20 protein-coding genes are annotated in these 24,142 nt (G+C 34.1%); 9 read left to right on the top strand and 11 right to left on the bottom strand.

From position 1 onward, the window contains the following. The first annotated feature begins 15 nt into the window (after positions 1 to 15). The 3 genes from M997_RS10155 to M997_RS10145 are packed head-to-tail and all read left to right on the top strand — an operon-like array spanning position 16 to position 3,198. Positions 16 to 2,652 (top strand): YdbH family protein, encoded by a 2,637-nt coding sequence (locus M997_RS10155; protein ID WP_064720003.1) that lies wholly within the window; start codon positions 16 to 18, stop codon positions 2,650 to 2,652. Further along, complete coding sequence (locus M997_RS10150; protein WP_064720002.1) at positions 2,649 to 2,855, top strand: YnbE family lipoprotein; 207 nt, start codon at positions 2,649 to 2,651, stop codon at positions 2,853 to 2,855. The genes M997_RS10155 and M997_RS10150 overlap by 4 nt, the downstream gene beginning before the upstream one ends. Positions 2,856 to 2,865: 10 nt before the next feature. Beyond that, positions 2,866 to 3,198, top strand: a complete 333-nt coding sequence (locus M997_RS10145; RefSeq protein WP_064720001.1) for a YdbL family probable chaperone protein — start codon at positions 2,866 to 2,868, stop codon at positions 3,196 to 3,198. Positions 3,199 to 3,271: 73 nt separating this feature from the next. On the opposite strand, the gene M997_RS10140 is transcribed toward M997_RS10145, so the two are convergent. From M997_RS10140 to M997_RS17755, 6 genes are all read right to left on the bottom strand, one after another. Next, a complete protein-coding gene (locus tag M997_RS10140) occupies positions 3,272 to 3,808 on the bottom strand; it encodes a fimbrial protein (RefSeq protein WP_064720000.1) in 537 nt (178 codons plus the stop codon). 31 nt (positions 3,809 to 3,839) lie between these two features. Then, complete coding sequence (locus tag M997_RS10135; RefSeq protein WP_064719999.1) at positions 3,840 to 6,227, bottom strand: fimbria/pilus outer membrane usher protein; 2,388 nt, start codon at positions 6,225 to 6,227, stop codon at positions 3,840 to 3,842. Continuing rightward, on the bottom strand, positions 6,217 to 6,630 hold the full coding sequence (locus M997_RS17335; RefSeq protein ID WP_275658106.1) for a fimbrial biogenesis chaperone: 414 nt from the start codon (positions 6,628 to 6,630) through the stop codon (positions 6,217 to 6,219). The genes M997_RS10135 and M997_RS17335 overlap by 11 nt, the downstream gene beginning before the upstream one ends. A gap of 20 nt (positions 6,631 to 6,650) precedes the next feature. Next, positions 6,651 to 6,914 carry a fimbria/pilus periplasmic chaperone gene (locus M997_RS17330; protein WP_082918418.1) on the bottom strand — a complete coding sequence of 88 codons (264 nt, stop codon included), beginning with the start codon at positions 6,912 to 6,914 and terminating at the stop codon, positions 6,651 to 6,653. Positions 6,915 to 7,018: 104 nt separating this feature from the next. Next, a complete protein-coding gene (locus M997_RS10125) occupies positions 7,019 to 7,579 on the bottom strand; it encodes a fimbrial protein (RefSeq protein WP_064719998.1) in 561 nt (186 codons plus the stop codon). An 801-nt stretch (positions 7,580 to 8,380) separates the two neighbouring features. After that, a complete protein-coding gene (locus tag M997_RS17755; protein ID WP_239994654.1) occupies positions 8,381 to 8,620 on the bottom strand; it encodes an NADPH-dependent FMN reductase family protein in 240 nt (79 codons plus the stop codon). A gap of 251 nt (positions 8,621 to 8,871) precedes the next feature. On the opposite strand from M997_RS17755, the gene hrpA reads away from it, so the two are divergent. Then, a complete protein-coding gene (gene hrpA, locus M997_RS10115) occupies positions 8,872 to 12,768 on the top strand; it encodes an ATP-dependent RNA helicase HrpA (protein ID WP_064719997.1) in 3,897 nt (1,298 codons plus the stop codon). 397 nt (positions 12,769 to 13,165) lie between these two features. Here hrpA and M997_RS17750 read toward each other — a convergent pair whose 3' ends face one another. The 3 genes from M997_RS17750 to ydgH form a co-directional block, all read right to left on the bottom strand. Further along, positions 13,166 to 13,585 (bottom strand): fimbrial protein, encoded by a 420-nt coding sequence (locus M997_RS17750; protein WP_275658107.1) that lies wholly within the window; start codon positions 13,583 to 13,585, stop codon positions 13,166 to 13,168. An 828-nt stretch (positions 13,586 to 14,413) separates the two neighbouring features. Then, positions 14,414 to 15,808, bottom strand: a complete 1,395-nt coding sequence (locus tag M997_RS10105; protein ID WP_064719995.1) for a basic amino acid/polyamine antiporter — start codon at positions 15,806 to 15,808, stop codon at positions 14,414 to 14,416. A gap of 264 nt (positions 15,809 to 16,072) precedes the next feature. Further along, on the bottom strand, positions 16,073 to 17,023 hold the full coding sequence (ydgH, locus tag M997_RS10100) for a DUF1471 family protein YdgH (RefSeq protein ID WP_064719994.1): 951 nt from the start codon (positions 17,021 to 17,023) through the stop codon (positions 16,073 to 16,075). A gap of 387 nt (positions 17,024 to 17,410) precedes the next feature. Here ydgH and pntA point away from each other — a divergent pair, with 387 nt between their 5' ends. Beyond that, entirely contained in the window at positions 17,411 to 18,940 is a 1,530-nt protein-coding gene (gene pntA, locus M997_RS10095; RefSeq protein ID WP_064719993.1) for a Re/Si-specific NAD(P)(+) transhydrogenase subunit alpha, read from the top strand. Between the two features lie 11 nt (positions 18,941 to 18,951). Then, positions 18,952 to 20,340 (top strand): Re/Si-specific NAD(P)(+) transhydrogenase subunit beta, encoded by a 1,389-nt coding sequence (pntB, locus tag M997_RS10090; RefSeq protein WP_064719992.1) that lies wholly within the window; start codon positions 18,952 to 18,954, stop codon positions 20,338 to 20,340. Positions 20,341 to 20,433: 93 nt separating this feature from the next. On the opposite strand, the gene uspE is transcribed toward pntB, so the two are convergent. Then, a complete protein-coding gene (gene uspE / locus M997_RS10085; protein ID WP_064719991.1) occupies positions 20,434 to 21,384 on the bottom strand; it encodes a universal stress protein UspE in 951 nt (316 codons plus the stop codon). 140 nt (positions 21,385 to 21,524) lie between these two features. Continuing rightward, on the bottom strand, positions 21,525 to 22,214 hold the full coding sequence (locus tag M997_RS10080) for a fumarate/nitrate reduction transcriptional regulator Fnr (RefSeq protein ID WP_064719990.1): 690 nt from the start codon (positions 22,212 to 22,214) through the stop codon (positions 21,525 to 21,527). A 451-nt stretch (positions 22,215 to 22,665) separates the two neighbouring features. Here M997_RS10080 and M997_RS17745 point away from each other — a divergent pair, with 451 nt between their 5' ends. The 3 genes from M997_RS17745 to M997_RS10070 are packed head-to-tail and all read left to right on the top strand — an operon-like array spanning position 22,666 to position 24,041. Next, positions 22,666 to 22,875, top strand: a complete 210-nt coding sequence (locus M997_RS17745; RefSeq protein WP_239994655.1) for a DmsC/YnfH family molybdoenzyme membrane anchor subunit — start codon at positions 22,666 to 22,668, stop codon at positions 22,873 to 22,875. After that, the gene (locus M997_RS17740) at positions 22,865 to 23,134 is read left to right on the top strand and encodes a hypothetical protein (protein ID WP_239994656.1); all 270 of its coding nucleotides are present in this window, start codon (positions 22,865 to 22,867) and stop codon (positions 23,132 to 23,134) included. Before M997_RS17745 ends, M997_RS17740 begins: the two co-directional genes overlap by 11 nt. Before the next feature lie 22 nt (positions 23,135 to 23,156). Then, positions 23,157 to 24,041 (top strand): 4Fe-4S binding protein, encoded by an 885-nt coding sequence (locus M997_RS10070; RefSeq protein ID WP_064719989.1) that lies wholly within the window; start codon positions 23,157 to 23,159, stop codon positions 24,039 to 24,041. Positions 24,042 to 24,142 lie beyond the last annotated feature (101 nt).

Here is a 24,142-nt window from a genome sequence, read left to right as displayed (position 1 = left end):
TAAAAGGAATACGATGTGTTGTTAAAAAAAACAATCAAATGGACAGGTACCATACTGCTTAGTGCAGGTATCATTGGCACTGCGTTATGGGTAACGATTCCTCATTGGTTGCCTGTTGTTGCAAAATCTTATTTACCAGAAGGGATATCCCTTACGCTAACTCAGCCTAAATTACAACAAATAGGCCTTTCAATTGATAATATTTCATTAAAAAGTGAAAGTTGCATATTAGCTAATATTGATGGTTTTGTTTTTCAATATAAAAAACAGCAAACAGACCATTTTCAATTTAGTAGCCACAATTTGATGCTTGATGAGCAGTGTTTTTCTCAATTATCAGCAATAGAAAAAGAGAAAACGGCACAAGCACCTCTTGAATTACAAACGTTATTAGCATCCATTCCAGCACTTTCTATTAATATTCAAAGTGTATTATTGAAAGGCTATGATGACTATCAAGGCTCGTTAAATTTAACAAGTGAAAAGAATGGGCGCTCAATCATTTATCAAGGTGATAAAGCTGAAATCCGCCTATTTATTCGTGATAACCAATGGCTAGATATTCAACACTTTAAAGTAAATTTACCTGATGATAATAATATTGAACTTGCGGCTGAAATAGCATTACCACTCGATATTGCTTCATTACCTGAAAATGGCTCAATTAACGCCACTCTATTAACCTCTCATTATACAAATCCGCTTGTTTTTGTCGGAGAGTGGAAAGGAAATGAGGGGACATTATCGTTAGCGGAGCAAGGTGGTGGACAAGCATTAATGCTGCTTCCTTGGCATGTCGATGCTAAGAATATTACTATTAAAAAAGGGCGTTGGGAGTGGTTTGGATTAGATCAACCATTACGTGGAGGTGTTGATATTAATCTAGCTCAGTGGCAAGAAGGTTTAGCTAATTTACGATTAACTGCACGACTGAATATGATGACAGAAGGGCGAGCAGGAAAAGGTAATTTAGTTATCTCTATACCAGAAACGCCAATTGACTTATTAGATGCACAAATCCCTATTCAGATAACCGGTGTTGTAAATAAAGAATTAATGCAAGCCAATGCACAATTACCAGTAAAAATAACAGGAATGTTAAGTGATCCAACGATTGAGTTTCTATCAGGCTCTTTATTACGGTTTAAAGGGCCTTTAACTGAAACATTAACTATCAAAGATGCAAGGTTGCCTCTGGCGGGTACAACATTTTCATCTCAAGGATTTAATGGCCGTTTAAATGCCATTGTAGTGGCTCAAGATTCAATTTGGGGGGATTATCGTATTCACTTTGATGGTAAAGCGGAACATTTCTTGCCTGATAATGGAAATTGGCAATGGCGTTATTGGGGAGAGGGTGATCTATTACCATTAAAAGCCCGTTGGGATATTGCGGGTACAGGTTATTGGCGGGACAAGACTGTCAGTTTTGAAACTTTAAACACTGGTTTTGATGTTTTAAAATATCAAAACACCACAATGACTGCGCCAAGGTTAACATTATTAAGTCCATTTCGTTGGTTACGGGATGATAAGAAACCAGCTTTTGATGGGAAATTAAAATTAACAAGCCAACGTGTTTCTTTTCCTTCTGGTGGTTTTTTAGATAAAACAGATTTTATTGCAACAGTTAATGGTGAGTCACCTTTTAATTTTAATCTAAAAGGTGAAATAAGCGCTAAACCCAATATCGGACCAATTGCAATAAATACACGTTGGGATGGGGCGCGATTAAGAGGTCAAATGCGTTGGCCTTCACAAGCAATTAATGCATTTCAATCTTTATTACCTGCAGAATTAGGTATTACGCTAGATAAAGGTGAATTTTATACTCAAGCTGGCTTCTCTATTGCACCAGAGCAAGGATTAGTTGCTGGTGGACATTTAGTTGTAAAACAAGGTGGAATGTGGCTAAAAGATGGTGTGTTAGAAGGATTAGATTTTATTCTGCCTTGGCGTTTACAGGGTGATGAATGGCAATTAGGTGTTAAGCAGCCAGTTCAACTGAGAATTAAACGAATTAATAATTTATTTGAAGTGACTGATATTACCGCTGACCTTCAGGGATTTTATCCAGCCACCGAAACAAAGCCGTTAGTCTTGTCTAACGTAAAACTAGCGATGTTAGAAGGCACTCTTTCAATGAAAAAATTAGCTATCCCACAACAGGAAGAGGCAATTATTTCATTAGATAATATTGAACTTAGCCATTTATTTACTTTATTAAAAGTGACCCAACTTGCAGCATCAGGCAAAGTAAGTGGTGAATTCCCATTTTATATAAATAATAATCAATGGATTATTAAAAATGGTTGGTTAGCCAACTCGTCTTATTTAACCTTGAGGCTTGATAAGGATTTTGTTGATTCAATAGATGACAGCAACATGTCGGCAGGTGTAGCTATTGCATGGTTGCGTTATTTAGAAATAAGTCGTTCTTGGACGAGAGTCAATTTAAGTAATTTAGGTGAGTTGATTTTAGAAGCAGAAATACAAGGAACCAATCCATTAGAAGATAAGCGACGACAAGTGAATTTAAATTATCATCACGAAGAAAATGTCTTTCAATTATGGCGAAGTTTACGTTTTGGATCGCAATTGGAAGAGTGGTTAGAGAAAAGCCTATCAGATTTAGGGAGTGAGTCAGAGTGAAACCATTATTTTTAAAAAAACTATTTTTATTAACGATCTTAATGATGGGAATATCGGCGTTAACAGGATGTATTCGACTAGAAGTCGCAACACCAGATAAACCTATTAATATTAATATGAATGTTAAAATTGAACATGAAATTAATGTCAAAATAGATCGACAAGTTGAAGATTTATTAAAAGATAACAGCGCAATTTTTTAAAGGATAAAAAATGAATTATAAACGATATCTACTAAGTGCTGTGTTAATGTTTTTATTTTGGAGTACTGGCGTTATAGCGCTTACTCTTGATGAAGCGAGATCACAAGGGCTGGTAGGCGAAACCTTTAAAGGCTATATAGAGCTTGTTCAACCTAATAACAAACAAGCACAAGTTCTTGTTGATGAAATTAATCAAGCAAGAAAAGCAAAATATGCTGAGATAGCAAAAACGAACCAAGTTACACCTGAATCTGTTGCAAGGCTAGCAGGGGAGAAATTAGTTGCTAGAGCAAGTGAAGGGGAGTATGTAAAGGGAATTAATGGGTTATGGGTTAAAAAATAATTTATTCTAAATTTTTTTATTTTTTTATTTTTTGAAGCAGAACGTTATTTTTATTAACGCTCTGCTTTATTAGTTATATTTCGACAATTTCTTCACCAATCATTAAATTAAAAATAATGTTAGACTGTATTTTTCCAGGTTTGGGAGGGAGGTTATCTGTTTTGACATAAGTTATAGCAAAATAAAACTCAGCATCACCATCAGTAATATTGGTAATAAATGTATTTTCACTGTTTAAATTAATAGCTCTTTCGTCATCATCGTAAAATAATTGAAATGTAACATTCTGACTGGCAGAGTTATCTAAAATATTATTTTTTAAATAACCCGTATTGGGATCAATTGAACGTGGATCTATTGTAAGCTTAATATCACCATTCTTAATTGAGCAGTCTAGCACTTCTAATATGATTGTGATGGTAGCATGTGTGGCTAATGCACCAGCTTGTTGAGAGGCAAAGTCATTAATACTAATAGTATTGCTATTATTATTAATATATATATCAACCATACAATTTAGTGGCAGAATATCATCACCTCGTTGCTGCGCAGATGAAGAAAAAGAGATTAAAGAAATAAGTAATGTTATAAAAATATTTATTTTTTTCATAATTTATTACCTGTAATTAATTTAATTAAACTTATTGACAAACAATGTCTTTTTTAATTAACGTATCAACTTTCATTTCATTGCTAATATCATAATTAAACTGACACTGTTGATGTTGTTCATCACCCCATTTTACTTTTATCCATCCAACTTCAGATAAACCCGAAAAAAATATTCGATTATTATCAGAGACAAAGCTTTGTGCAATCATATTATTTTGGCTATCGAATGCAGTTGTTGTTGCAAAAAAAGGAATTTCTGAGGTAGATTGAAATAAAACTTTTTTATTTATTTTTAATGGGAATGTGATCTTGGAAATTGCACCTAATGTAGGTACGATTGATTTTGTATAATGAGTTGCTTCACTATATTTAGGTAATGTCGATGACTGCAATGTGATTTTATTTATTTTATAAGGCGAAATATTAGGTAGTATTAAATAACCAAAATTATCTGTTTTAAATTTAGTGGAATAATCTGTTTTTATACCAGAAAATCCTTGTGTATCTACTAGAACGAAAGTTTTTCCTAAGTATGGAGATAATGTAACACCTCCATTATGGATTAAAAATGCACCACTTACACCAAAATTTAAATGATAAAATTGATTATTTGATGAATGTGAACCACTTATTCTATAAGATTGATAATTTCCTTTGTATTGCATACTTGCCGAATAATTATGACTTTTATTTTTAGGTGAAAATTTATTTCTATAACCTATTGAATAATTAAATTCTGAATGTGGTGAAAATGAGCCGCCAAAACGAGTATTATTCGAATAGTGGTTGTTGTTATAACTAAATTGATTATTTATCCAATGGTAAGTATTTCTATGATTAAATAAGGGTAGTTGAAAATAAAATGAAAAGTGATTGTCATTATTTTTTTTATTATATTTATATTTAATTGAATAATTTATATTTTTAATATAAGAAGAAAAGGTTGTATCGATGGTGTGGCTATTCTTATCAGTTAAGTAAGAGAAGTAATAGTAACTTAAAGATAAATGACCAACATTTATAAATGGTTGAGAAATAGAGAGTGTATATTTTTTTTCAGGAGCATTTTTTAATAGTTTATTTTCATGAGGTTTATTATATTTATAATATAATGAAGATAGTGTTAAACTTGTTTTTGTTGAAGTAAAAATTTTATTATAACGGATTCGATATTTTATATGACTATTATCTAAATAACTGACATCTGCTGCCAATCCACCTAATTCACCTAAACTAAAAATTAGGCCAGCTAAATAAGTGTGATGTTCTGTTTTTTTTCTAAATGCCGCATAAGAAGTAATTTTTTGATTAATACCATAAGCAAACTCACCAAGAAAATAAGGATGTTGGCTATCTTTTTTTTTGTAATAAGATTGCTGACTATAACCTGCAACTAAATTGTATTGATAATGATTAGTATTTAATTGATTAGGCATCATAGTAAAATAGTGAGTTGATTTTTTTATACGGCCATCAGCTTCTTTTATTTCGAGAGTTAGCTCAGAACTTCCTGTCGTAGGTAAGGCATTCAATACAAAAGGACCTGGAGGAACAGATGTTTCGTAGATAATTCTATCTTGTTGTTTAACACTTACTAAAGCGTATGTTTCTGCAATACCTTCAATAATAGGTTTATTCGCATAAAGAGAATGACTGGAAAGTAAATTATTAGAAATTAACTGTACTCCCATAATATTTTCACTAGCCAATAGACGGTTAGTGGGCGTAAATTTACCACCATAAATAAGTGAAGAAAGTGAATCTAATTGCTGATAAGCATAAAGTGTCTTTATTTTAATTTGGTTATTGTGGCCATTATAGATATATTTACTATTGCTGCGAATACGGACAGAACCTAAGTTAATACCTGAGTTAAAATTGATTTCATGTATAATATCTCTGTTTTTTTGATATGAGCCAAAATAGTCATAATGGCTAAATAAAGCATTAATGCCATTGTCCCACAGCGATTTATTAGGTAAGTTAATTCTATTATTTGTTATTCCTTTTTGTGGAATGGTTAAATAAAGGGATTTGGTTGAAAATATATCATTAAATGAAATTCCAATTTCATTTAATGATAATGGCTCTGTTGAATTGCTTTGGATATTATAAAAGTCAGTATTAATATCTAAATTGATTAAATCTTCAATAGATAATTTAGGCGTAAGCTTGCCATCAACATTATCAAAGATAATGTTTTTAGTGAATTTTTTTCGATTATTGACAAATAGTGTTGTCGGATATGTGCCCGCTAGTTGTTGATTTTCAACTAATTGAGCAATAAGTTTAGCATCGACATTAGGTAAACTATATAGATAAAGTGATGAAGCATTATCAGCATATATATTATAACAATAAAACACACTGAAAAATGAAATGGTAATACTATTAAGCTTAGCAATTTTACTCTTCATTAATAACCTCTTTAGATGGCATCTCAATAACATTTTCAAACTCATTTCTGATACTATAATTGATTATTGAAGAAGAGCTTAATTTAACTTTTGTATTATATTTTTTAAAAGGAGAAATAATTTTGCTTTTCTCAATAAAATTAATATTATTATCTTTTACTGAAGTTAATGTTATATAATAAGGTGTTGGGTTTTTAATAATAAGATAACCATTTTTGTTTTTTGAAAAAACAATATTACTGTAATTTTTTTCTTTACTACTTAATTTACTTGGTCTATAAAAAAGGTTGTAAATCATATTTAATGAAACATGTAATAAGTTTTCTTTTTCTTCTTTATTTTTAATGATAGGAACTGATTTTATATTTATTTTATAAAGTGATTCTTTTTCTTTAACATTTATATCATCAATTTTAATTATATCTAAAAAAAAGTTTCATTAGCACCAAGTTTGAATAGAGGAGGGGAGATAATAAAAGGTGCTGGTTCTTTGTTATCAACATTTGATTGTGTGACTACACTTTGAATGAAATATTCTTTATCTGAAGTGTTTTTTATTTCTATTCTTTCATTTTTAGTGTTTTCAATATAAATGAATTTATTATTATTTAGTTGAATTCCAGAAAAACTAAAAAAAGGGAAAAGTAAAAAAGTTAAACCAGTGACTAAGAGACTATGTTTATTCATGATTTTTCTCTTTAATTAAAATCACAAAGCCTAGAAACGACCTTGTGATTTGTACAAATATAATATAGCTGATAAGATAATATTTTATTATCTGTTTTTACTCACTAAACAATATCACCATCTGATATCAGAATAGATAACGGTAATGTTACTGTTACATTACCTGGAGTTGCCGCTTCTCCTACGGGTTTAATATAATTTACAGGAATGCTTAAATTAGCGCCATGAGTGTCTTGAGAAATAACAATATCATATGATACTTCCTCCATGAGGCTTACTACCGCTCCTAAGTCATTAAGTACAGCCACTCCAACATTGCTACCCGCACGATCTGTATTTAACATAGTATCAGATCCTATACCTGCAGCGGTAATACGGGCGTTTCTTAGTCCTGCTGAACAGCCTGTTAAACTAATTGAAACATTAGCACTGTCTTTGGTTGAAATACGACTTACGCCATCAAAGTCACTAACTCTAATGGTACCAAGTTGGAGCTGATCAGTTGTATTAACTAGGCAAGAGGGAACATCCGCATCTACCCGCCCAGTGATAGTAATATTCTGTGGACTAGCTATTCGCGAGTCTACTCTTACATCTGCAGCCATAGCCAAATTTGATACAGTGAGAGTAGATAAAATAACTAGTGAGATTAGCGATTTTTTCATTTTTAAATTCCATTTAAGTTTAAATTAAAAAAATGCTCTAAATATTCAATTATCATAAGAGCCAAAAAATAATAAAAATAATAAAAATAATACTAAACGATTACAATGAAATTTATGGTTATTATAAATATAATATGGGTGAATAGATTATAAAAATTTGTTACCATAAATGTAAAGCAAATAACTTGAAGTTTTATTTCTATTTATTTTTGATGATTGGGTTAAAATGTTGTTAATATATTATTTTTATGGTTTTAATTGTTTGTTTTTTTAAATTAATTTATCTTTGTTTTATTTTATCTAGTTCGTTTTTAAGTTATTTTTATATATAACATTAATGTAAGGTTGTTTTTACATTTATTTTAATATAATAAAGGAGCTACTATAGCAGTGTTTTATTAATTGGTGAGAATGTTAGTTTAATTTAATTAATAATAATATATTGTTAGTTAATAAGGATATCAATTTATTTTTCAGCTTGTTGCTCAGCTTGTTGAGCATGATTTTCACCGTAAGTGATACTTTCGGCTAAAATAAATTGGATATTCTTAATGCTAATACAACTTAAAAATTGGCTTGAAAATGGTATAACTAAATTAGAGAGGTGAACTATCTAAATATCATCACAGTCTGTGAGTACAATGTTTTTTTATTTTTAAATAATCTAATAGCCCAGTTTCATTATAAGGTTTCATCTGCGCGTACAATAAAATCAATGTCGTATTTTTAACTATTATAGGTGCTGAAAAATTATACATCGGGGCTGTAATAATAATCACATCATGTGTTTTAGCCCCACAATCAATTTTTCAGATAACACTCTTGCCGTTTTTGTTCATTAGAAAGTATTGATGTATCTTTACCAGATAAAAATATTACGGCTTGGTTAAATATTGGAACAGGATTTTTAACAAGTTTACGTATTGTAAATGGGTCATTAGGATTAGTTACTTGCCAATTTTCAATAAGATAATTGGCCATTTTATTGCTATAAGACCCGTTATCTAAAATGCTTGATTTCAGCAAAAGGATCTTTTTCATTTATATCTCTCTGTTTTGTTTGTTTTTAATGTAGTTTAATATTATGCCAATAATGATATTTATCAGATAACAATATCTTATCTAAAGATAAAAATATCACATCATGATCTTTAGAAGGTTCTATTCAAGATCCTGAGTATCACTTAATAAGCACAATAAATTTAATGAAGCCTTTATGTGCTGATAGGGTGTTGTGATATCATATAGCTAATAAATTAGACATAAAATGACCTATAAAAGGACAATAAAAGGTGACATTATCATCTGCCTCGCTCTATCAAGAAATAGAGCAATTATCGTTGCGGGATCAGCAGCGATTAAGAAAACGTCTGCGTGGCGTTGCTAAAATTAATAATGAAGAGTCAAAACAAGCTGTATTAAACGCAATTAAGCAAGAAATTATCTTAGCACAACAATTAATTAGCCGTCGCAGAACTAACTGCCCTGAAATTACATATCCTGAAAACTTACCTGTTAGTCAGAAAAAAAAGGCTATATATGATGCAATAAGAGATAACCAAGTGGTTATTATTGCTGGAGAAACAGGGTCAGGTAAAACAACACAGATCCCTAAAATCTGTCTTGAGTTAGGGCGAGGAATAAAAGGTTATATTGGGCATACACAGCCTAGGCGTCTAGCTGCGCGTTCTGTTGCGGAACGTATTGCTCATGAATTAAAAAGTACATTAGGAGAATCTGTAGGTTATAAAGTTCGGTTTAGTGATCATGTGGGTGATAATACACTAGTAAAATTGATGACTGACGGGATTTTATTAGCAGAACTACAACAAGATAAACTGTTGTTACAATATGACACGATTATTATCGATGAAGCACACGAACGTAGTTTAAATATTGATTTTATTTTGGGATATTTAAAACAATTATTACCTAAACGCCCTGATCTAAAAATTATTATTACCTCAGCAACTATTGATCCTGAGCGATTTTCTAAGCATTTTAATCAAGCTCCTATAATAGAAGTATCCGGGAGAACTTATCCGGTTGAAGTGAGATATCGTCCTATTGGTGGTGATGAACTTGATAGTGACAAAGATATGACGGATGGCATTGTCGATGCTATCAATGAGCTGGGCAACGAAAGTGCTGGCGATATTCTTATTTTTATGAGTGGTGAGCGCGAAATTAGAGATACTGCTGATGCGCTTAATAAATTACAACTTCGCCATACTGAGGTGTTGCCATTATTTGCTCGACTTTCTAATAGTGAGCAAAACCGTATTTTTCACTCACATAGTGGTAGACGTATAATATTGGCGACTAACGTTGCTGAAACATCGTTAACTGTGCCTGGTATTAAATATGTAATAGATACGGGTTATGCGCGTATTAGTCGTTATAGCTATCGAACTAAAGTCCAACGATTGCCAATAGAACCCATTTCTCAAGCTTCAGCTAATCAACGAAAAGGTCGTTGTGGCCGTGTATCTGACGGTATTTGTATTCGCCTTTATTCAGAAGATGATTTTATTTCTCGCAGTGAATTTACTGATCCTGAAATATTAAGAACCAACCTTGCTTCTGTTATTTTGCAAATGACATCAATAGGTTTGGGAGATATTAGTGCATTCCCATTTGTGCAAGCACCAGATAAACGAAATGTACAAGATGGTGTTCGTTTATTAGAAGAACTAGGTGCTTTACAAAATGAAACGGATAGCCAAGGGGCGTATCATTTAACCCCAATGGGAAAACAACTTGCACAACTTCCTATTGATCCTCGTTTAGCGAGAATGGTACTTGAAGCACGAAAATATGGTGCTGTTAAAGAATTGATGGTAATTACATCTGCGCTTTCTATTCAAGATCCGCGAGAAAGACCGATGGATAAGCAACAGGCCTCAGATGAAAAACATCGTCGTTTTCAGGATAAAGATTCTGATTTCCTCTCTTTTTTAAATATGTGGGATTACTTAAAAACTCAACAAAAAGAGCTGAGTCAATCGCAGTTTCGCAAACTTTGTAAGCAAGAGTTCTTAAACTTTATGCGTGTACGAGAGTGGCAAGATGTTTATACCCAATTACGTCAAGTAGTTAAAGAATTAGGATTCCCAGTTAATAGCGAACCAGCGGATTTTAGAAGTGTTCATGTTGCACTATTAAGTGGTTTATTATCTCACGTTGGTCAAAAAGATACTGAAAAGCAAGAGTTTACGGGGGCGAGAAATGCACGTTTTTCTATTTATCCCGGCTCTGGGTTATTTAAAAAACCACCAAAATGGACAATGGTGGCTGAGCTGGTAGAAACTTCACGTTTATGGGGACGAATAGCTGCTCGTATCGACCCAGAGTGGATTGAACCTATTGCTGAACACTTAGTAAAACATCACTACAGTGAACCTCATTGGTCAAAAGCACAAGGTGCGGTGATGGCTAATGAAAAAGTGACATTATATGGTTTACCTATTGTTGCGTCTCGATCTGTAAATTACAGCCAAATTGATCCGCTATTATGCCGTGAACTTTTTATTCGACATGCTTTAGTTGAAGGGGATTGGCAAACTCGTCATGCTTTCTTTCGTGATAATTTGAAATTACGTACTGAAGTGGAAGAACTAGAACATAAATCTCGCCGTCGCGATATTTTAGTCGATGACGAGACTATGTTTACTTTTTATGACCAACGTATTCCTCAAGATATTGTTTCCTCGCGCCATTTCGATAAGTGGTGGAAAGAAGTGCAAAAAGCATCACCAGATTTGCTAAATTTTGAAAAAAATATGCTTATCAAAGATGATGCCAAAAGAGTTAGTGCATTAGATTATCCAAATTATTGGCAACAAGATAATTTAAAATTACGATTAAGCTATCAATTTGAACCGGGTACTGCGGCGGATGGTGTAACAGTACATATTCCATTAGCAATATTAAATCAGGTTAAAGAAGAGGGATTTGATTGGCAAATTCCGGGTATTAGACATGAATTAATTGTGGCATTAATTAAATCATTACCTAAACCAATACGTCGTAATTTTGTGCCAGCACCTAATTATGCATCTGCATTTCTAGAGCGAGTACCAAAGCCAGAGGATCAATTGCTTGATCGGCTTGAAAAAGAGTTGCGCCGGATGACGGGGGTAACAGTTGATAGAGATAGTTGGCAACTTGATCAAGTTGCAGATCATCTAAAAATAACATTTCGGGTTATCGATGATAAAAATAAGATACTTGCTGAAAGCAAAGATCTTAATGCATTAAAGGAAAGCTTAAAAGAAAAAGTGCAAAAAACATTATCTGCTGTAGCTGATGATGGTATTGAACAACGAGATTTGCATATTTGGAGCTTTGGTGATTTACCACAACGCTATGAACAAAAACGAGGTGGTTATTCGGTTAAAGCATATCCAGCATTAGTTGATGAAAAAAATAGTGTTGGTATTAAGCTTTTTGAAACGGAATCTGAGCAGCAAACTTCAATGTGGGAGGGGGTGAGACGATTATTATTATTAAATATTCCATCACCTATCAAATATCTTCATGAGAAATTACCGAATAAAGCTAAATTGGGTCTTTACTTTAATCCTTATGGTAAAGTATTAGATCTTATTGATGATTGCATTGCATGTGGTGTTGATAAACTTATGGCATCTTATGGTGGTTTGATCTGGCAAGGATCTGAATATCAAAAACTGCAAGATTATGTAAGAGCTGAATTAAACGATGCTGTTGTTGAAATAGCTAAGCAAGTTGAAGCTATTTTGACTCAAGTATTCGCAATTAATAAACGATTAAAAGGGCGTGTAGATATTAGTGTTGCTTTTGCATTATCAGATATCAAGGCTCAGCTTAATCAGTTAGTTTTCCCAGGGTTTGTAACTTCCCATGGCTGGAAACGATTGACTGATATTCCACGTTATTTAAGTGCTATTGAAAAACGGATGGAAAAATTAGCCATAGATCCTAATCGTGATAGGGCACAAATGAGCCGAGTTGAAAATGTAATTCAACAGTGGCAACAGTGGTTAGGAAAATTAACAGAAAAACAAAAACAGCAAGAAGATGTGCAAAATATTCGCTGGATGATTGAAGAATTAAGGGTGAGTTTATTTGCTCAACAAATAGGGACTCCTTTTCCAATTTCAGATAAACGTATTTTACAAGCAATTGAGCAAATTAGTTTTAATTAGTTTATAAATTGTAGTTACAAAAATAAAATGGCTCATAAAAATTGTCTAAATTATGAGCCGTTTTTTTACTGATAATTTAAATTAACATTTAACACTTTATCATTTGAACGAGTAGCAAACATATTGTTTTTATTTAATATAAAATAATCTATTGCATTGTTATTTATTGATAAAGGATAAATTATTCCATTTTCTATTATTTTTATCATATTTTTATTGTGACTGAATAAATATGGGCATTTGAAAATTTCCAATATAATGTCTGATTTATATAGATGTGAAATAGTAAGCTTGTATTCACAACTTGATTCATAAACATAATTAGCATATTAGCATGGTAGAGATTGTAAAACATACAAACTAATAAAAGCAAATATATGAATTTTCATATTATACCTTAATCATATTCTAAAGTAACATTTGCAAGAGAGTGTACTTTACCAGCTAATATTTTTTTATTTATCTTTATATAACCCACGGAGAAATTAAAAATATATTTAGATGTAGGTGTTCGGATACTATTTATTATTTTTGAACCAAGAATATAATTTTTATTGTTGTGCTTTATTAATAAGCCGCTACCGGAAGGTTCTTTGTTTAATAAAAGAGCTAAAATACTTTTACTCTCTGTTTTATATATTTCTGGGCTGTCTATTTTCAATGTTATTTGTGTTTTGTTTTTACAATCAACATTAATTGAAAAATTTTTTTCATTAATAGCTGTATAATAGTTCAAAGTGTCTTTATCTACGGGCTCTAAATGAATACTTGGTTCATTAATACTTAGTTTGCAATTAGCAACCTTGGGTAAGTCAATAAGTAATTGTGTATTATTGTACTTTTTACCATCTAAATATGCACTTATAGTAATAGGTGAGATAAAATTAAAGGATTTTAACGAGAGGTCTAACTCGCCGATTTTGACTAAGTGAAGGTGAATACCATTCCAGCTTTCTTGACAATATCGAAAATCATAGCCATTTTTAACTTTTTGATAATTACAGTTATTGATATATGTTTTTTTTACGGTAATAATATTTTTATTTAGAGAGAAAATATCTCCATTACTAATTAATTTAAATCCTATTCCTGGGATCCCTGTTTCAAAAATGTTATCTTTATGATGTTTTGCTGATATGACCCATTATTGTAGATGCGATAGTTATGTGCAACTTAGTTTGCATTTTAATTTCCTTTATAATTTTCAAAGGTGTGTTTTTAAGATAAATCAACTTGATTTAGTTTTATTCCATTTGGATGAGGGAGATAATATAATTCATTGTAGTTATATAAAAGTCGGGATTAATGATTACCGTTAATTATATTTTTAGTTATATGTATCGAGTTTGAATTGTTTTTTAGTTTAAATTTCTTTCTTTCATGATGGTTTAAGTTTCATTTGCTAAAATATAAGAAAATAACACAGCAAAAAAGGCCTTTATATTTAAATAGCCACTTTCTATACTTAGTTACAACATACATTTACTTTTAACAATTTATACTTAAACTTCAATGAATAAAAAAACAGCTTAACAGTATAAAAATACTGTTTTTTCATATATCGCGGATATGCTATTTTGATAGAAGATAGAAGATAGAAGAAAATAAAAGAAGCCCCTATATTTCTCAGGGGCTAAGATTAATATTAAGCAATAGCTAGATAGCCAAGGGCAGGTATAGCACCAAACAATACCAGTCCTAGCATAACTTTTTCACTAGTATGTAATGGCTGTTTGCTTTTATATTGCCTACGAGTATATAAAAATATCAAAATACCAGGTGCGTAGAGAACAACAGACAGTAGTAAGTTAATTACACCTGAAGCATAAAGTAACCATAATCCATATAAACTAGCTGGAATAGCGATAAGTAGTAAGGCTTTACTGCTACGAGCGATAGCGACTTTAAATAAAAATGCACCGACAAGAAAATAGGGTACTAGTATCATCTCAGATGCGATAGTTAATAACGTATTATAATTGCTACCGGTTAACCAAATGATAACTAGTGAGAGCTGTACAGCACAGTTGGTAAACCATAGCGAAGATGATGGAGCATCATTTTTATTTTGCTTGCTTAATTGTTTTGGAAAAGAGTGATGTAAAGATGCAATATAAGGTACTTCAGCGGCCATTATCGTCCAACTTAAATAAGCACCACATACAGATAAAATAAGACCTGCTGCAATAATAATTTCACCCATGCTACCGACCAATTTAACTAATAGCGGAGCCATTGATGGATTTTTCATCATCGCTAATTCTGGTTGGCTAACTAGCCCTTGAGATAATAAGGTGACAAGAATATAAATAATTAGCGCCACAACAACAGCAAGCACGGTTGCTAAACCCACATCTCGTCTATTTTTAGCTCTTGCAGATACTACTACCGCACCTTCGATACCAATAAATACCCATAAGGTAATTAACATGGTATTTTTTACTTGATCCCAAACTGGAACGCCCATATTTATGCCCTCAAAATCGAGCGTAAATATATCCATATTAAAAGCAAGTAGGGCAATAATAATAAATAGTCCTAAAGGGAGTAACTTTGCCATTGTTGCCATTAAATTAATGCTTGCTGCCGTTTGTACACCTCTTAGCACTAAAAAGTGAACGATCCACAATAATATCGATTCACCGATTAGTGCATAGAATGTATTTCCATCACCAAAAATGATGTTATCAGGTGTATCAGTAAAAAAACTGAACGCAGCAAAGACAATGACAAGATATGAAACGTTCGCGACCACAGCGCAAACCCAATAACCCCATGCAGAACAAAAACCAATAAATTCACCAAATCCCTCTTTCGCATAAGTGAATATGCCACCATCAAGATCAGGTCTAAGGCGCGAAAGTAGTAAAAGAGAAGTTGCGAGAAAGAGGATACCAATTCCGGTTATCACCCAGCCAATGATAAGCGCTGCAGGGCTAGCGACTTGCGCCATATTTTGAGGCAAACTGAATACGCCAGCACCAACCATCGAACTTAATACCAATGCGGTTAGTGACATTAAGCCAAGTTTTTTATTCAAAGATAATTTCCTGCGTGATTAAAATTGTAAATAAATAGCGTATTTTGTTGTTTTTAGCTTAATAAAAAGAATAAATATGAATATTTAAATTTTAGGTAAAGATAAAAACACTAAAAAACAGCGAGATTTTACGGAGAGTTGACTTTGTTGTCTATGCATAAAATCATAAACTTTATGCATTTTTATTAGTTGGGTGTGTTGGCTCAAATTTAGAATAAAAAAACCTTGCATAAGCAAGGTTTTTTATTGATACGCTGTGATGTTTTATTTAAACAAGTCAGCTGTAATGGTAACCGTACCACCATCACTCTGCCATTCATTCGTGATATGGTAGAATTTAGCACCTTTCTCAGCTGCACGTTTTGCAACTTGATAAGAGATTTCTGGTGAGTTAACAAAGTAGCCACTGAAAGTAATAGTATCAAAAGGATCCATTAATGCTGCGGATGCTTTGTTAATTTCTTGAATCGCTGTGCCATCAGGTAAAGTTACAGTGTAACGACCTCCCATCGACGTTTGTGTTTCGGTAAATGTACCTACACTTCTGTCATAGTCGGTATTAGAATCCAACCCTGGTTTTTCAACTTTATTTGCAGCTTCACCGCCTTCAGCCATAAGGGCACGGCCTGCATCTGAGTCAAAGGGAACGATTGCTTCTGGAGCTTGAATAGCACGTTTAGGCGCATCTTTTTTATAGATATAAGCAGTAACTTCTTGGTTGCCACCATCATTCGTCGATACATTACGTACAATAAAGAATGATGCAGCACCTTTGCTTGCCGCTTTTTTCGCTATGGCATCGTTTATATCAGGAGTTGTTGGGTAATAACCTCTAATAGAAACGGTATCAAAAGGTTGCAGCATAATTGCTTCTGTTTTCGGCAGTTCTGTTACACCATGAAATACGCGATAGGTATCATCATCTGCTTTAGGCGCATCTTTTCGATACAAATCAGCAGTAACACTCATGTTACCACTGTCACTGACATCATCTAGGCCTTGAATATAGAAGCTATCAGCACCGATTTTATCAGCACGACGAGAAACTGCGTCAGCGGCTTCATAAATCGCGTTAAAACGGCCGATTACTGTAATTCGTTCAAATGGTTTTAATTCTGCTGCCTGTTCTGGTGTCAATTCCTGTGCAGCCTGCGCAACAGTGATACTCGTTAAAGACAACATCGCTGCTGCGATGACTGAGGTTTTCAGCTTCATACAAAATCCTTCCGCCTTGCGCAATTAATATTGGTCATGTGCTGAACATAGTGATCTATCACATAGAGTGCAATTATTACATGTAATAATAGCATTTGTCGCATTATTTTATTTAGTGACTAACCACTTGGTCAAATGACCAGTATATGTTACCAGATATTTATCTGAAAATAGTGAATAATTCATTAATATGCCTTTTCGACTAAAATGATCTAATTAAGTTCAATTTTAGCTTTACACAGATATAGATTATTGGTTTTATTTTCAGTAGGTTATTAGAGCTCTTATTAATAGTATGCAAATGACTATTTTTAACACTACTTTTGCATATTTATGATATTAATAGAGAAATTTTAACAAATTTTGGATGGATAAGAAGGGAAAATTATGCGAATTGGTATACCCAAAGAGCGACTTTCTAATGAAACAAGGGTTGCAGCAACGCCAGCTACTGTTACTCAACTGATAAAATTAGGATTTACGGTCGCTATTGAAAATGGAGCTGGAATTGCATCTAGCTTTGAAGATAAAGCGTATCAAGAAGCAGGAGCTGATGTTGTTAATCATCAAGATATTTGGCAATCCGATATTATTTTGAAGGTTAATGCTCCACTTGATGATGAAATCACTTTATTGAAAGAAGGCTGCACACTTGTCAGTTTCATTTGGCCTGCACAAAATGCGGCATTGCTCGAAAAGCTGACAGAAAAAAATATCAATGTCATGGCGATGGATAGCGTACCTCGTATCTCTCGTGCACAATCATTAGATGCTTTAAGCTCAATGGCAAATATTGCAGGTTATCGTGCTGTTGTTGAAGCGGCTCATGAGTTTGGTCGATTTTTCACAGGACAAATTACAGCGGCCGGTAAAGTACCACCAGCAAAAGTAATGGTTATTGGTGCCGGTGTTGCAGGACTTGCTGCAATTGGTGCGGCAGGCAGTCTTGGGGCTATTGTTCGAGCCTTTGATACGCGTCCTGAAGTAAAAGAACAAGTGCAAAGTATGGGGGCTGAGTTTCTTGAACTGGATTTTAAAGAAGAAGCAGGCAGTGGTGATGGCTATGCCAAAGTCATGTCGAAAGCATTTATTGATGCAGAAATGGCATTGTTTGCTGAACAAGCAAAAGACGTTGATATCATTATTACAACAGCACTTATTCCAGGAAAACCAGCGCCTCGTTTAATCACAAAAGAAATGGTTGATTCAATGCGCCCAGGAAGTGTCATCGTTGACTTAGCTGCTCAAAATGGCGGCAACTGTGAATACACAGTACCCAATAAAGTCTTCACTACAGAACATGGCGTGAAAATTATTGGTTATACAGATTTAGCCGCACGTTTGCCTGCTCAATCTTCTCAGCTTTATGGTACTAATTTAGTTAACTTGCTGAAATTATTGTGTAAAGAAAAAGATGGTAACATCAATATTGATTTTGATGATGTTGTGATCCGAGGTGTTACCGTTATTCGAGCCGGAGAAATTACATGGCCTGCGCCACCAATTCAGGTTTCAGCGCAGCCCAAAGTCACTCCTGCTGCTAAACCACAAGAAAAATCAGTGGCAAAACCGGTTTCTCCTTGGAAAAAATACGGTTTATTAGCTATCGCGTTTTTATTATTTGCATGGCTTGCTAATGTTGCACCAAAAGAATTTTTATCTCACTTTACGGTGTTCGCGCTATCTTGTGTGGTAGGTTATTACGTTGTTTGGAATGTAAGTCATTCATTACATACGCCATTAATGTCAGTAACTAATGCAATTTCAGGCATCATTGTTGTTGGCGCATTATTACAAATTGGTAGTGGTGGTTGGGTAAGTCTATTTTCATTTGTCGCTATTTTAATAGCGAGCATTAATATTTTTGGTGGGTTCACCGTTACTCAACGTATGTTGAAAATGTTCCGTAAAGGATAAGGGAGGCAATTATGTCCAGCGGAGTTGTTACAGCGGCATATATTGTCGCCGCAATACTATTTATTTTTAGTCTTGCTGGTTTATCAAAGCATGAAACCTCTAAACAAGGGAATTACTTTGGTATTGCAGGGATGGCAATTGCATTATTTGCCACTATATTTGGGCCTTATGCGGGCAATGTTGGCTGGATCATTATTGCAATGGTAATTGGTGCCGTTATTGGTATTCGCCTAGCAAAAAAAGTCGAAATGACTCAAATGCCAGAACTTGTTGCTATTTTGCATAGTTTTGTTGGTTTAGCTGCTGTTTTAGTCGGTTTTAATAGCTATCTAGATCACAATACAGCTATGGAACCCGTGATGGTTAACATCCATCTGACCGAAGTATTTCTAGGTATTTTCATTGGCGCAGTAACATTTACAGGTTCAATTGTTGCTTATGGTAAATTAAGTGGAAAGATGTCATCTAAGCCGATGATGTTACCTAATCGCCATAAATTAAACTTAGCAGCATTAGTGGTCTCTTTTTTATTAATGGTTTGGTTTGTAAAAACAGACAGTGTAGGTTTACAAGTTTTCCTTATTATCGTAATGACATTAATCGCATTAGCATTTGGTTGGCACTTAGTGGCATCCATTGGCGGTGCTGATATGCCTGTTGTGGTTTCGATGCTGAACTCCTATTCAGGATGGGCAGCCGCGGCGGCTGGTTTTATGCTAAGTAATGATCTGCTGATTGTAACGGGAGCTTTAGTGGGTTCTTCAGGTGCAATTCTTTCTTATATTATGTGTAAAGCGATGAACCGTTCATTTTTCAGCGTAATTGCAGGTGGATTTGGTACGGATGGTTCTGCCTCTGCTGAAGAAAGTGAAATGGGTGAATACCGTGAAACAACGGCTGAAGAAGTTGCTGATATGCTGAAAAATTCGACTTCAGTTATTATCACCCCAGGCTATGGACTTGCTGTTGCTCAAGCACAATATCCAGTGCACGATATTACAGAAAAACTACGTCAACGTGGAATTAAAGTACGTTTTGGTATTCACCCAGTAGCAGGGCGTTTACCAGGACATATGAATGTGTTGTTAGCTGAAGCCAAGGTACCTTATGACATAGTATTAGAAATGGATGAAATCAATGATGATTTTACCGACACTGATACCGTATTAGTTATTGGTGCTAATGATACGGTTAACCCAGCTGCTCAAGATGATCCAAATAGTCCAATTGCAGGAATGCCTGTATTGGAAGTGTGGAAAGCACAGAATGTTATTGTATTTAAACGTTCAATGAATACGGGGTACGCAGGTGTACAAAATCCGCTATTCTTTAAAGAAAATACACAAATGCTATTTGGTGATGCAAAAGCTAGTGTTGATGCAATATTAAAAGCACTGTAATACACAACAAATCACAACCATGTAATATAAGCTTGTAAAATAAAAAACGCCCAATTAGGGCGTTTTTTATTGGTTAGATTAAACGATTATTGCTTAATCGTGATCTTTATCAACTGTGATAGGGCAAGTAAAACCATCTGGCTTAATTGCTAGCAAATCACATTTTATATGGTCGATCAGCTGTTCTGCTGTGTTACCTAAAAATGCGGCCGAAAGTCCTGTTCTTCCTAAGATGCCTAAAACAACAATACCCGCATTAAGCTCTTCACACATATGAGGTATCACTTGCTCGGGTAATCCTTCCTTAACATAGGTTTTTTCTTCTGGAATAGAAAACTTCTGGCGAAGTTCTTTCATCGCAATAAGATGTTGGCCTCGTAATGCATTGTTATAAAGATTAGGATCAAAATCAGGTAGCTCGATAGCAATATTGATAGGGGCGACGGGATAAGCACTTAATAAACGCACATCAGGATCTTTCTGTATGCGATGAGATAAATCGTTAGTTAACTCAATCAATTTTAAATTAAGTGCATCGTGATAAGACTCTTCGTTAGATAAATTAGCTGCAACAACGATAGAACCGTATTCTGGCCACTCTTTATCTTTTACCATCCAAACTGGGCAAGGGCATTTTCTTAATAGTTGCCAATCGAGGGGTGTAAAAATAAGCGAACCTAATTTATCGTGCTGATGAGCCATCTTCAGTAATAAATCATGCTCATGAGCAATAACTTCTTCGATAATAGCTTCATAGGGACGATTATGCCAAATGACTTTGATATCAATTTCGATACCCGCTTCAAGGTAATAGCGTGCTTGCTGTTTTATCCAAGCCGCTTTTTGGCTAATAACACCTTTGCGCATTGCATTGCGTTCATCAGGAGATAAAAGGGTGGTCATATCATACGAGAGGTCGTAAACCGGTAGAAAAGCTTTTATCCGCCCACCATTACGCTGAACGATATAGACCGCACGACGAAGTGCAGGTTGGTCATCTTGGTTAGGATCAATGACAACGAGAAGGTTTTGATATTTTTCCATTGTAATATCCTCTTTAGGGCTGGATTTATCCATCTACTTTTTAAAGATAACCCAAGAAGATAAAATGCAATAGTACAAAATAGAAAACGGGTCACAAATTTGTGTGACCCGTTATAAAAATGAAATATGTTAAATGAAAATTAGACTTCTGTAGAAGAAGGAAGCTTACCAGCCAACTCACTCAACAGCGTATTATCTTCAATGGTAATATATTTACCTTTCACGCTTAGCATTCCACTTTTTTGGAAACGACCTAGCAACCGGCTAATAGTTTCAACAGTAAGACCTAAGTAGTTACCGATATCACCACGAGTCATCGTCAAACGAAACTCGCGAGGTGAGAAACCACGCTGTGCAAAGCGGCGAGAGAGATTATAAATAAATGCGGCCAGACGTTCTTCTGCATTCTTTTTCGATAACAGTAAGATCATCTCTTGGTCGCCCTTAATTTCACCACTCATTAAGCGCATCATTTGTTGACGAAGGTTTGGCATTTTGCCTGACAAATCATCTAACGTCTCGTATGGAATTTCACAAACCATTGAGGTCTCAAGTGCTTGCGCGAAACTTGGATGCTCTGTATTAATAATGGCGTCAAATCCAACCAAGTCACCAGCCAGATGAAAACCCGTAATTTGCTCGTCACCGGCTTTAAACAAAGTTTGACCTTTTTGGATGGGCTTTTTACGCTCGATAATATTATCGAGTTGATCAAGCTCATGCTCGTTTAAAGTAAACGGGATGCAGAGCTGGCTAATACTGCAATCTTGACAATGGATTGCACAACCGCCAGATTGGATTCGGCGAACGACGCGTTTTTCTGGGATCATAAGCTTGCTCATTACAAATAAAAATATTGATATGCGTCAATTTTAACACATACTGCTGTATTTAGTAAGGGGAATAATGGTACGCATAGAAATAATTCTGAATGTAACAAATCATGTATATTGATAAAAACAATGTTTTGTTTGGAGGCTGATTTAGAACAATTTGCGCTAACCCTATACTGAGTTGGTATATTATTCGATTTTTTAGGTAAGTCATAGCGGTATTGCTAAATTATCCCCGCCAAAAAGCAAAAATCAAGGTAGGCTCCAAAAAATTCTATCTTTATATTGACATTTCACTTACCTCTTTACTTTAAATCAGTGTTTTTCCTATAGTTCCTTTTATTTTATTAACAATCTTTAAGTGGGGTTAACTAGATGTATTTTTGATGCAATTTAATGCTAACTAAAGTTAGAAAAAGAAATTGGTAACCAACGTGCGACTATTGCAATGTGTCCAGTGTTATTTACAGGTGCTATATTGGGCGGTTTGGGATTATTAGTATCGACATTACATATGGGATACCCGTGGAATGCATTCTATGTATTGCGTCATATTTCATCGTCATGGTTAAGTTGTGAAATTATCTTTGCTGCCATTTATCTTGGTGCTTTTATGTCTTTATTACCACATATCAATGCTGAGATGGATGCATGCTAATACATACTTTATGTTTCTTGGCGCACTATTTTCAACCGGTACTGCAATTACTTTCCCTCACACGCCTATCATTGCGTATAATGAAACATTCGGATTAAGAATATCTGCATGGATATTGTCTATTCTCAGTATTGTTATGATTGGATATAGCTTGTGGAAATATCGCGCAGCTGTATTTACTTCAGGTTCACATCTGTTATTAGCAGGTTGTGGTGTAACAATTATTGCTGAGATACTTAATCGGTTTGCATTTTTATAGTTAAGTAACGGAGTAGTAATGTATGAGGCGTTTTATTAAGGTGGATCTTCCCCCTGAACCTGTAATTAATGATAAATGTGTCAGGAAACGCCTCAAACAAAGCTTATGTGATAGCTGTTTAAGAAGTTGCCCTGTGGGCGCTATCACATTTGGCCATTTAAATGTTGAAATAGATAATGAGCTTTGTTTTCAATGTGGTAACTGTTTATTTACTTGCCCTGTTGATGCAATAGAAAATATCACCCCCCATGAAAGAACTTATCAAGATAACTTATTAGTCGTTAGTCACGATGAGCCTCTCGCAAGCGTTGAAGAATTATTAGTTTGGCATCGCCAATTTCAAATTCGCGGGATGAAAATTATCGAACCTTTAGTCGACAAATGGCTTTCAGTTCTGGCTAAATTAAACTTACAACTTAAAACATTACAAGAACCTATTTGGCAGTTAGTTATTACTGAACCAATGGATGTGGATAGTGGACGACGTTTTATGCTTTTTCGTCAAAAACTTGATGAAAAGCCACTTAATAAAAACCATGTAAAAACAGGGTTAAATGCAAGAAAGCAGCTTTATCCTGAAGATAGTTGGTTTCAAATTAAGCTTGATAAAGAGAATTGTATCCTTTGTTCTGCTTGTGCCAAAGTATGTGATGAAAATGCAATTGAACTTGAAAATAATGTTTTTACATTAGATGAAAAACGCTGCACAGGTTGTATGAATTGCCAAGTTGTTTGTTTTCCTAAATCAATCATGGTCGATGAACAAGTCGCAAAAAATAGTGAACCAATGCGTTATCATTATTATGATGCACATTGTGAAAAATGCCGTTTAGCATTTCTAGCATGGGAACCCGAATCAAAACTATGCCCAATATGCACACAGCATAAAAAACAGGGATGGTTATAATTTTCCATTAATGCGCTAATATTTTACTTGTCAGTTTGATAAAACTATTATCGATTATATTGATAATGGTTTTTATTTAGTGGTTAAAACATCATTAAATT

Source organism: Proteus hauseri ATCC 700826 (genome assembly GCF_001654965.1).
GTDB classification, from domain to species: domain Bacteria; phylum Pseudomonadota; class Gammaproteobacteria; order Enterobacterales; family Enterobacteriaceae; genus Proteus; species Proteus hauseri.
Note: the sequence above shows the minus strand (reverse complement) of the source record. Positions and strands in the feature narration are given on the sequence as shown.

Coding starts and splice junctions, on each gene's coding strand:
- M997_RS10145 (WP_064720001.1), top strand. CDS start 2,866: ATGAATTATAAACGATATCTACTAAGTGCTGTGTTAATGTTTTTATTT.
- M997_RS10140 (WP_064720000.1), bottom strand. CDS start 3,808: ATGAAAAAAATAAATATTTTTATAACATTACTTATTTCTTTAATCTCT.
- M997_RS10135 (WP_064719999.1), bottom strand. CDS start 6,227: ATGAAGAGTAAAATTGCTAAGCTTAATAGTATTACCATTTCATTTTTC.
- M997_RS17330 (WP_082918418.1), bottom strand. CDS start 6,914: ATGAATAAACATAGTCTCTTAGTCACTGGTTTAACTTTTTTACTTTTC.
- M997_RS10125 (WP_064719998.1), bottom strand. CDS start 7,579: ATGAAAAAATCGCTAATCTCACTAGTTATTTTATCTACTCTCACTGTA.
- M997_RS17755 (WP_239994654.1), bottom strand. CDS start 8,620: ATGAAAAAGATCCTTTTGCTGAAATCAAGCATTTTAGATAACGGGTCT.
- ydgH (WP_064719994.1), bottom strand. CDS start 17,023: ATGAAGCTGAAAACCTCAGTCATCGCAGCAGCGATGTTGTCTTTAACG.
- pntA (WP_064719993.1), top strand. CDS start 17,411: ATGCGAATTGGTATACCCAAAGAGCGACTTTCTAATGAAACAAGGGTT.
- pntB (WP_064719992.1), top strand. CDS start 18,952: ATGTCCAGCGGAGTTGTTACAGCGGCATATATTGTCGCCGCAATACTA.
- uspE (WP_064719991.1), bottom strand. CDS start 21,384: ATGGAAAAATATCAAAACCTTCTCGTTGTCATTGATCCTAACCAAGAT.
- M997_RS10080 (WP_064719990.1), bottom strand. CDS start 22,214: ATGATCCCAGAAAAACGCGTCGTTCGCCGAATCCAATCTGGCGGTTGT.
- M997_RS17745 (WP_239994655.1), top strand. CDS start 22,666: ATGTGTCCAGTGTTATTTACAGGTGCTATATTGGGCGGTTTGGGATTA.
- M997_RS17740 (WP_239994656.1), top strand. CDS start 22,865: ATGCATGCTAATACATACTTTATGTTTCTTGGCGCACTATTTTCAACC.
- M997_RS10070 (WP_064719989.1), top strand. CDS start 23,157: ATGAGGCGTTTTATTAAGGTGGATCTTCCCCCTGAACCTGTAATTAAT.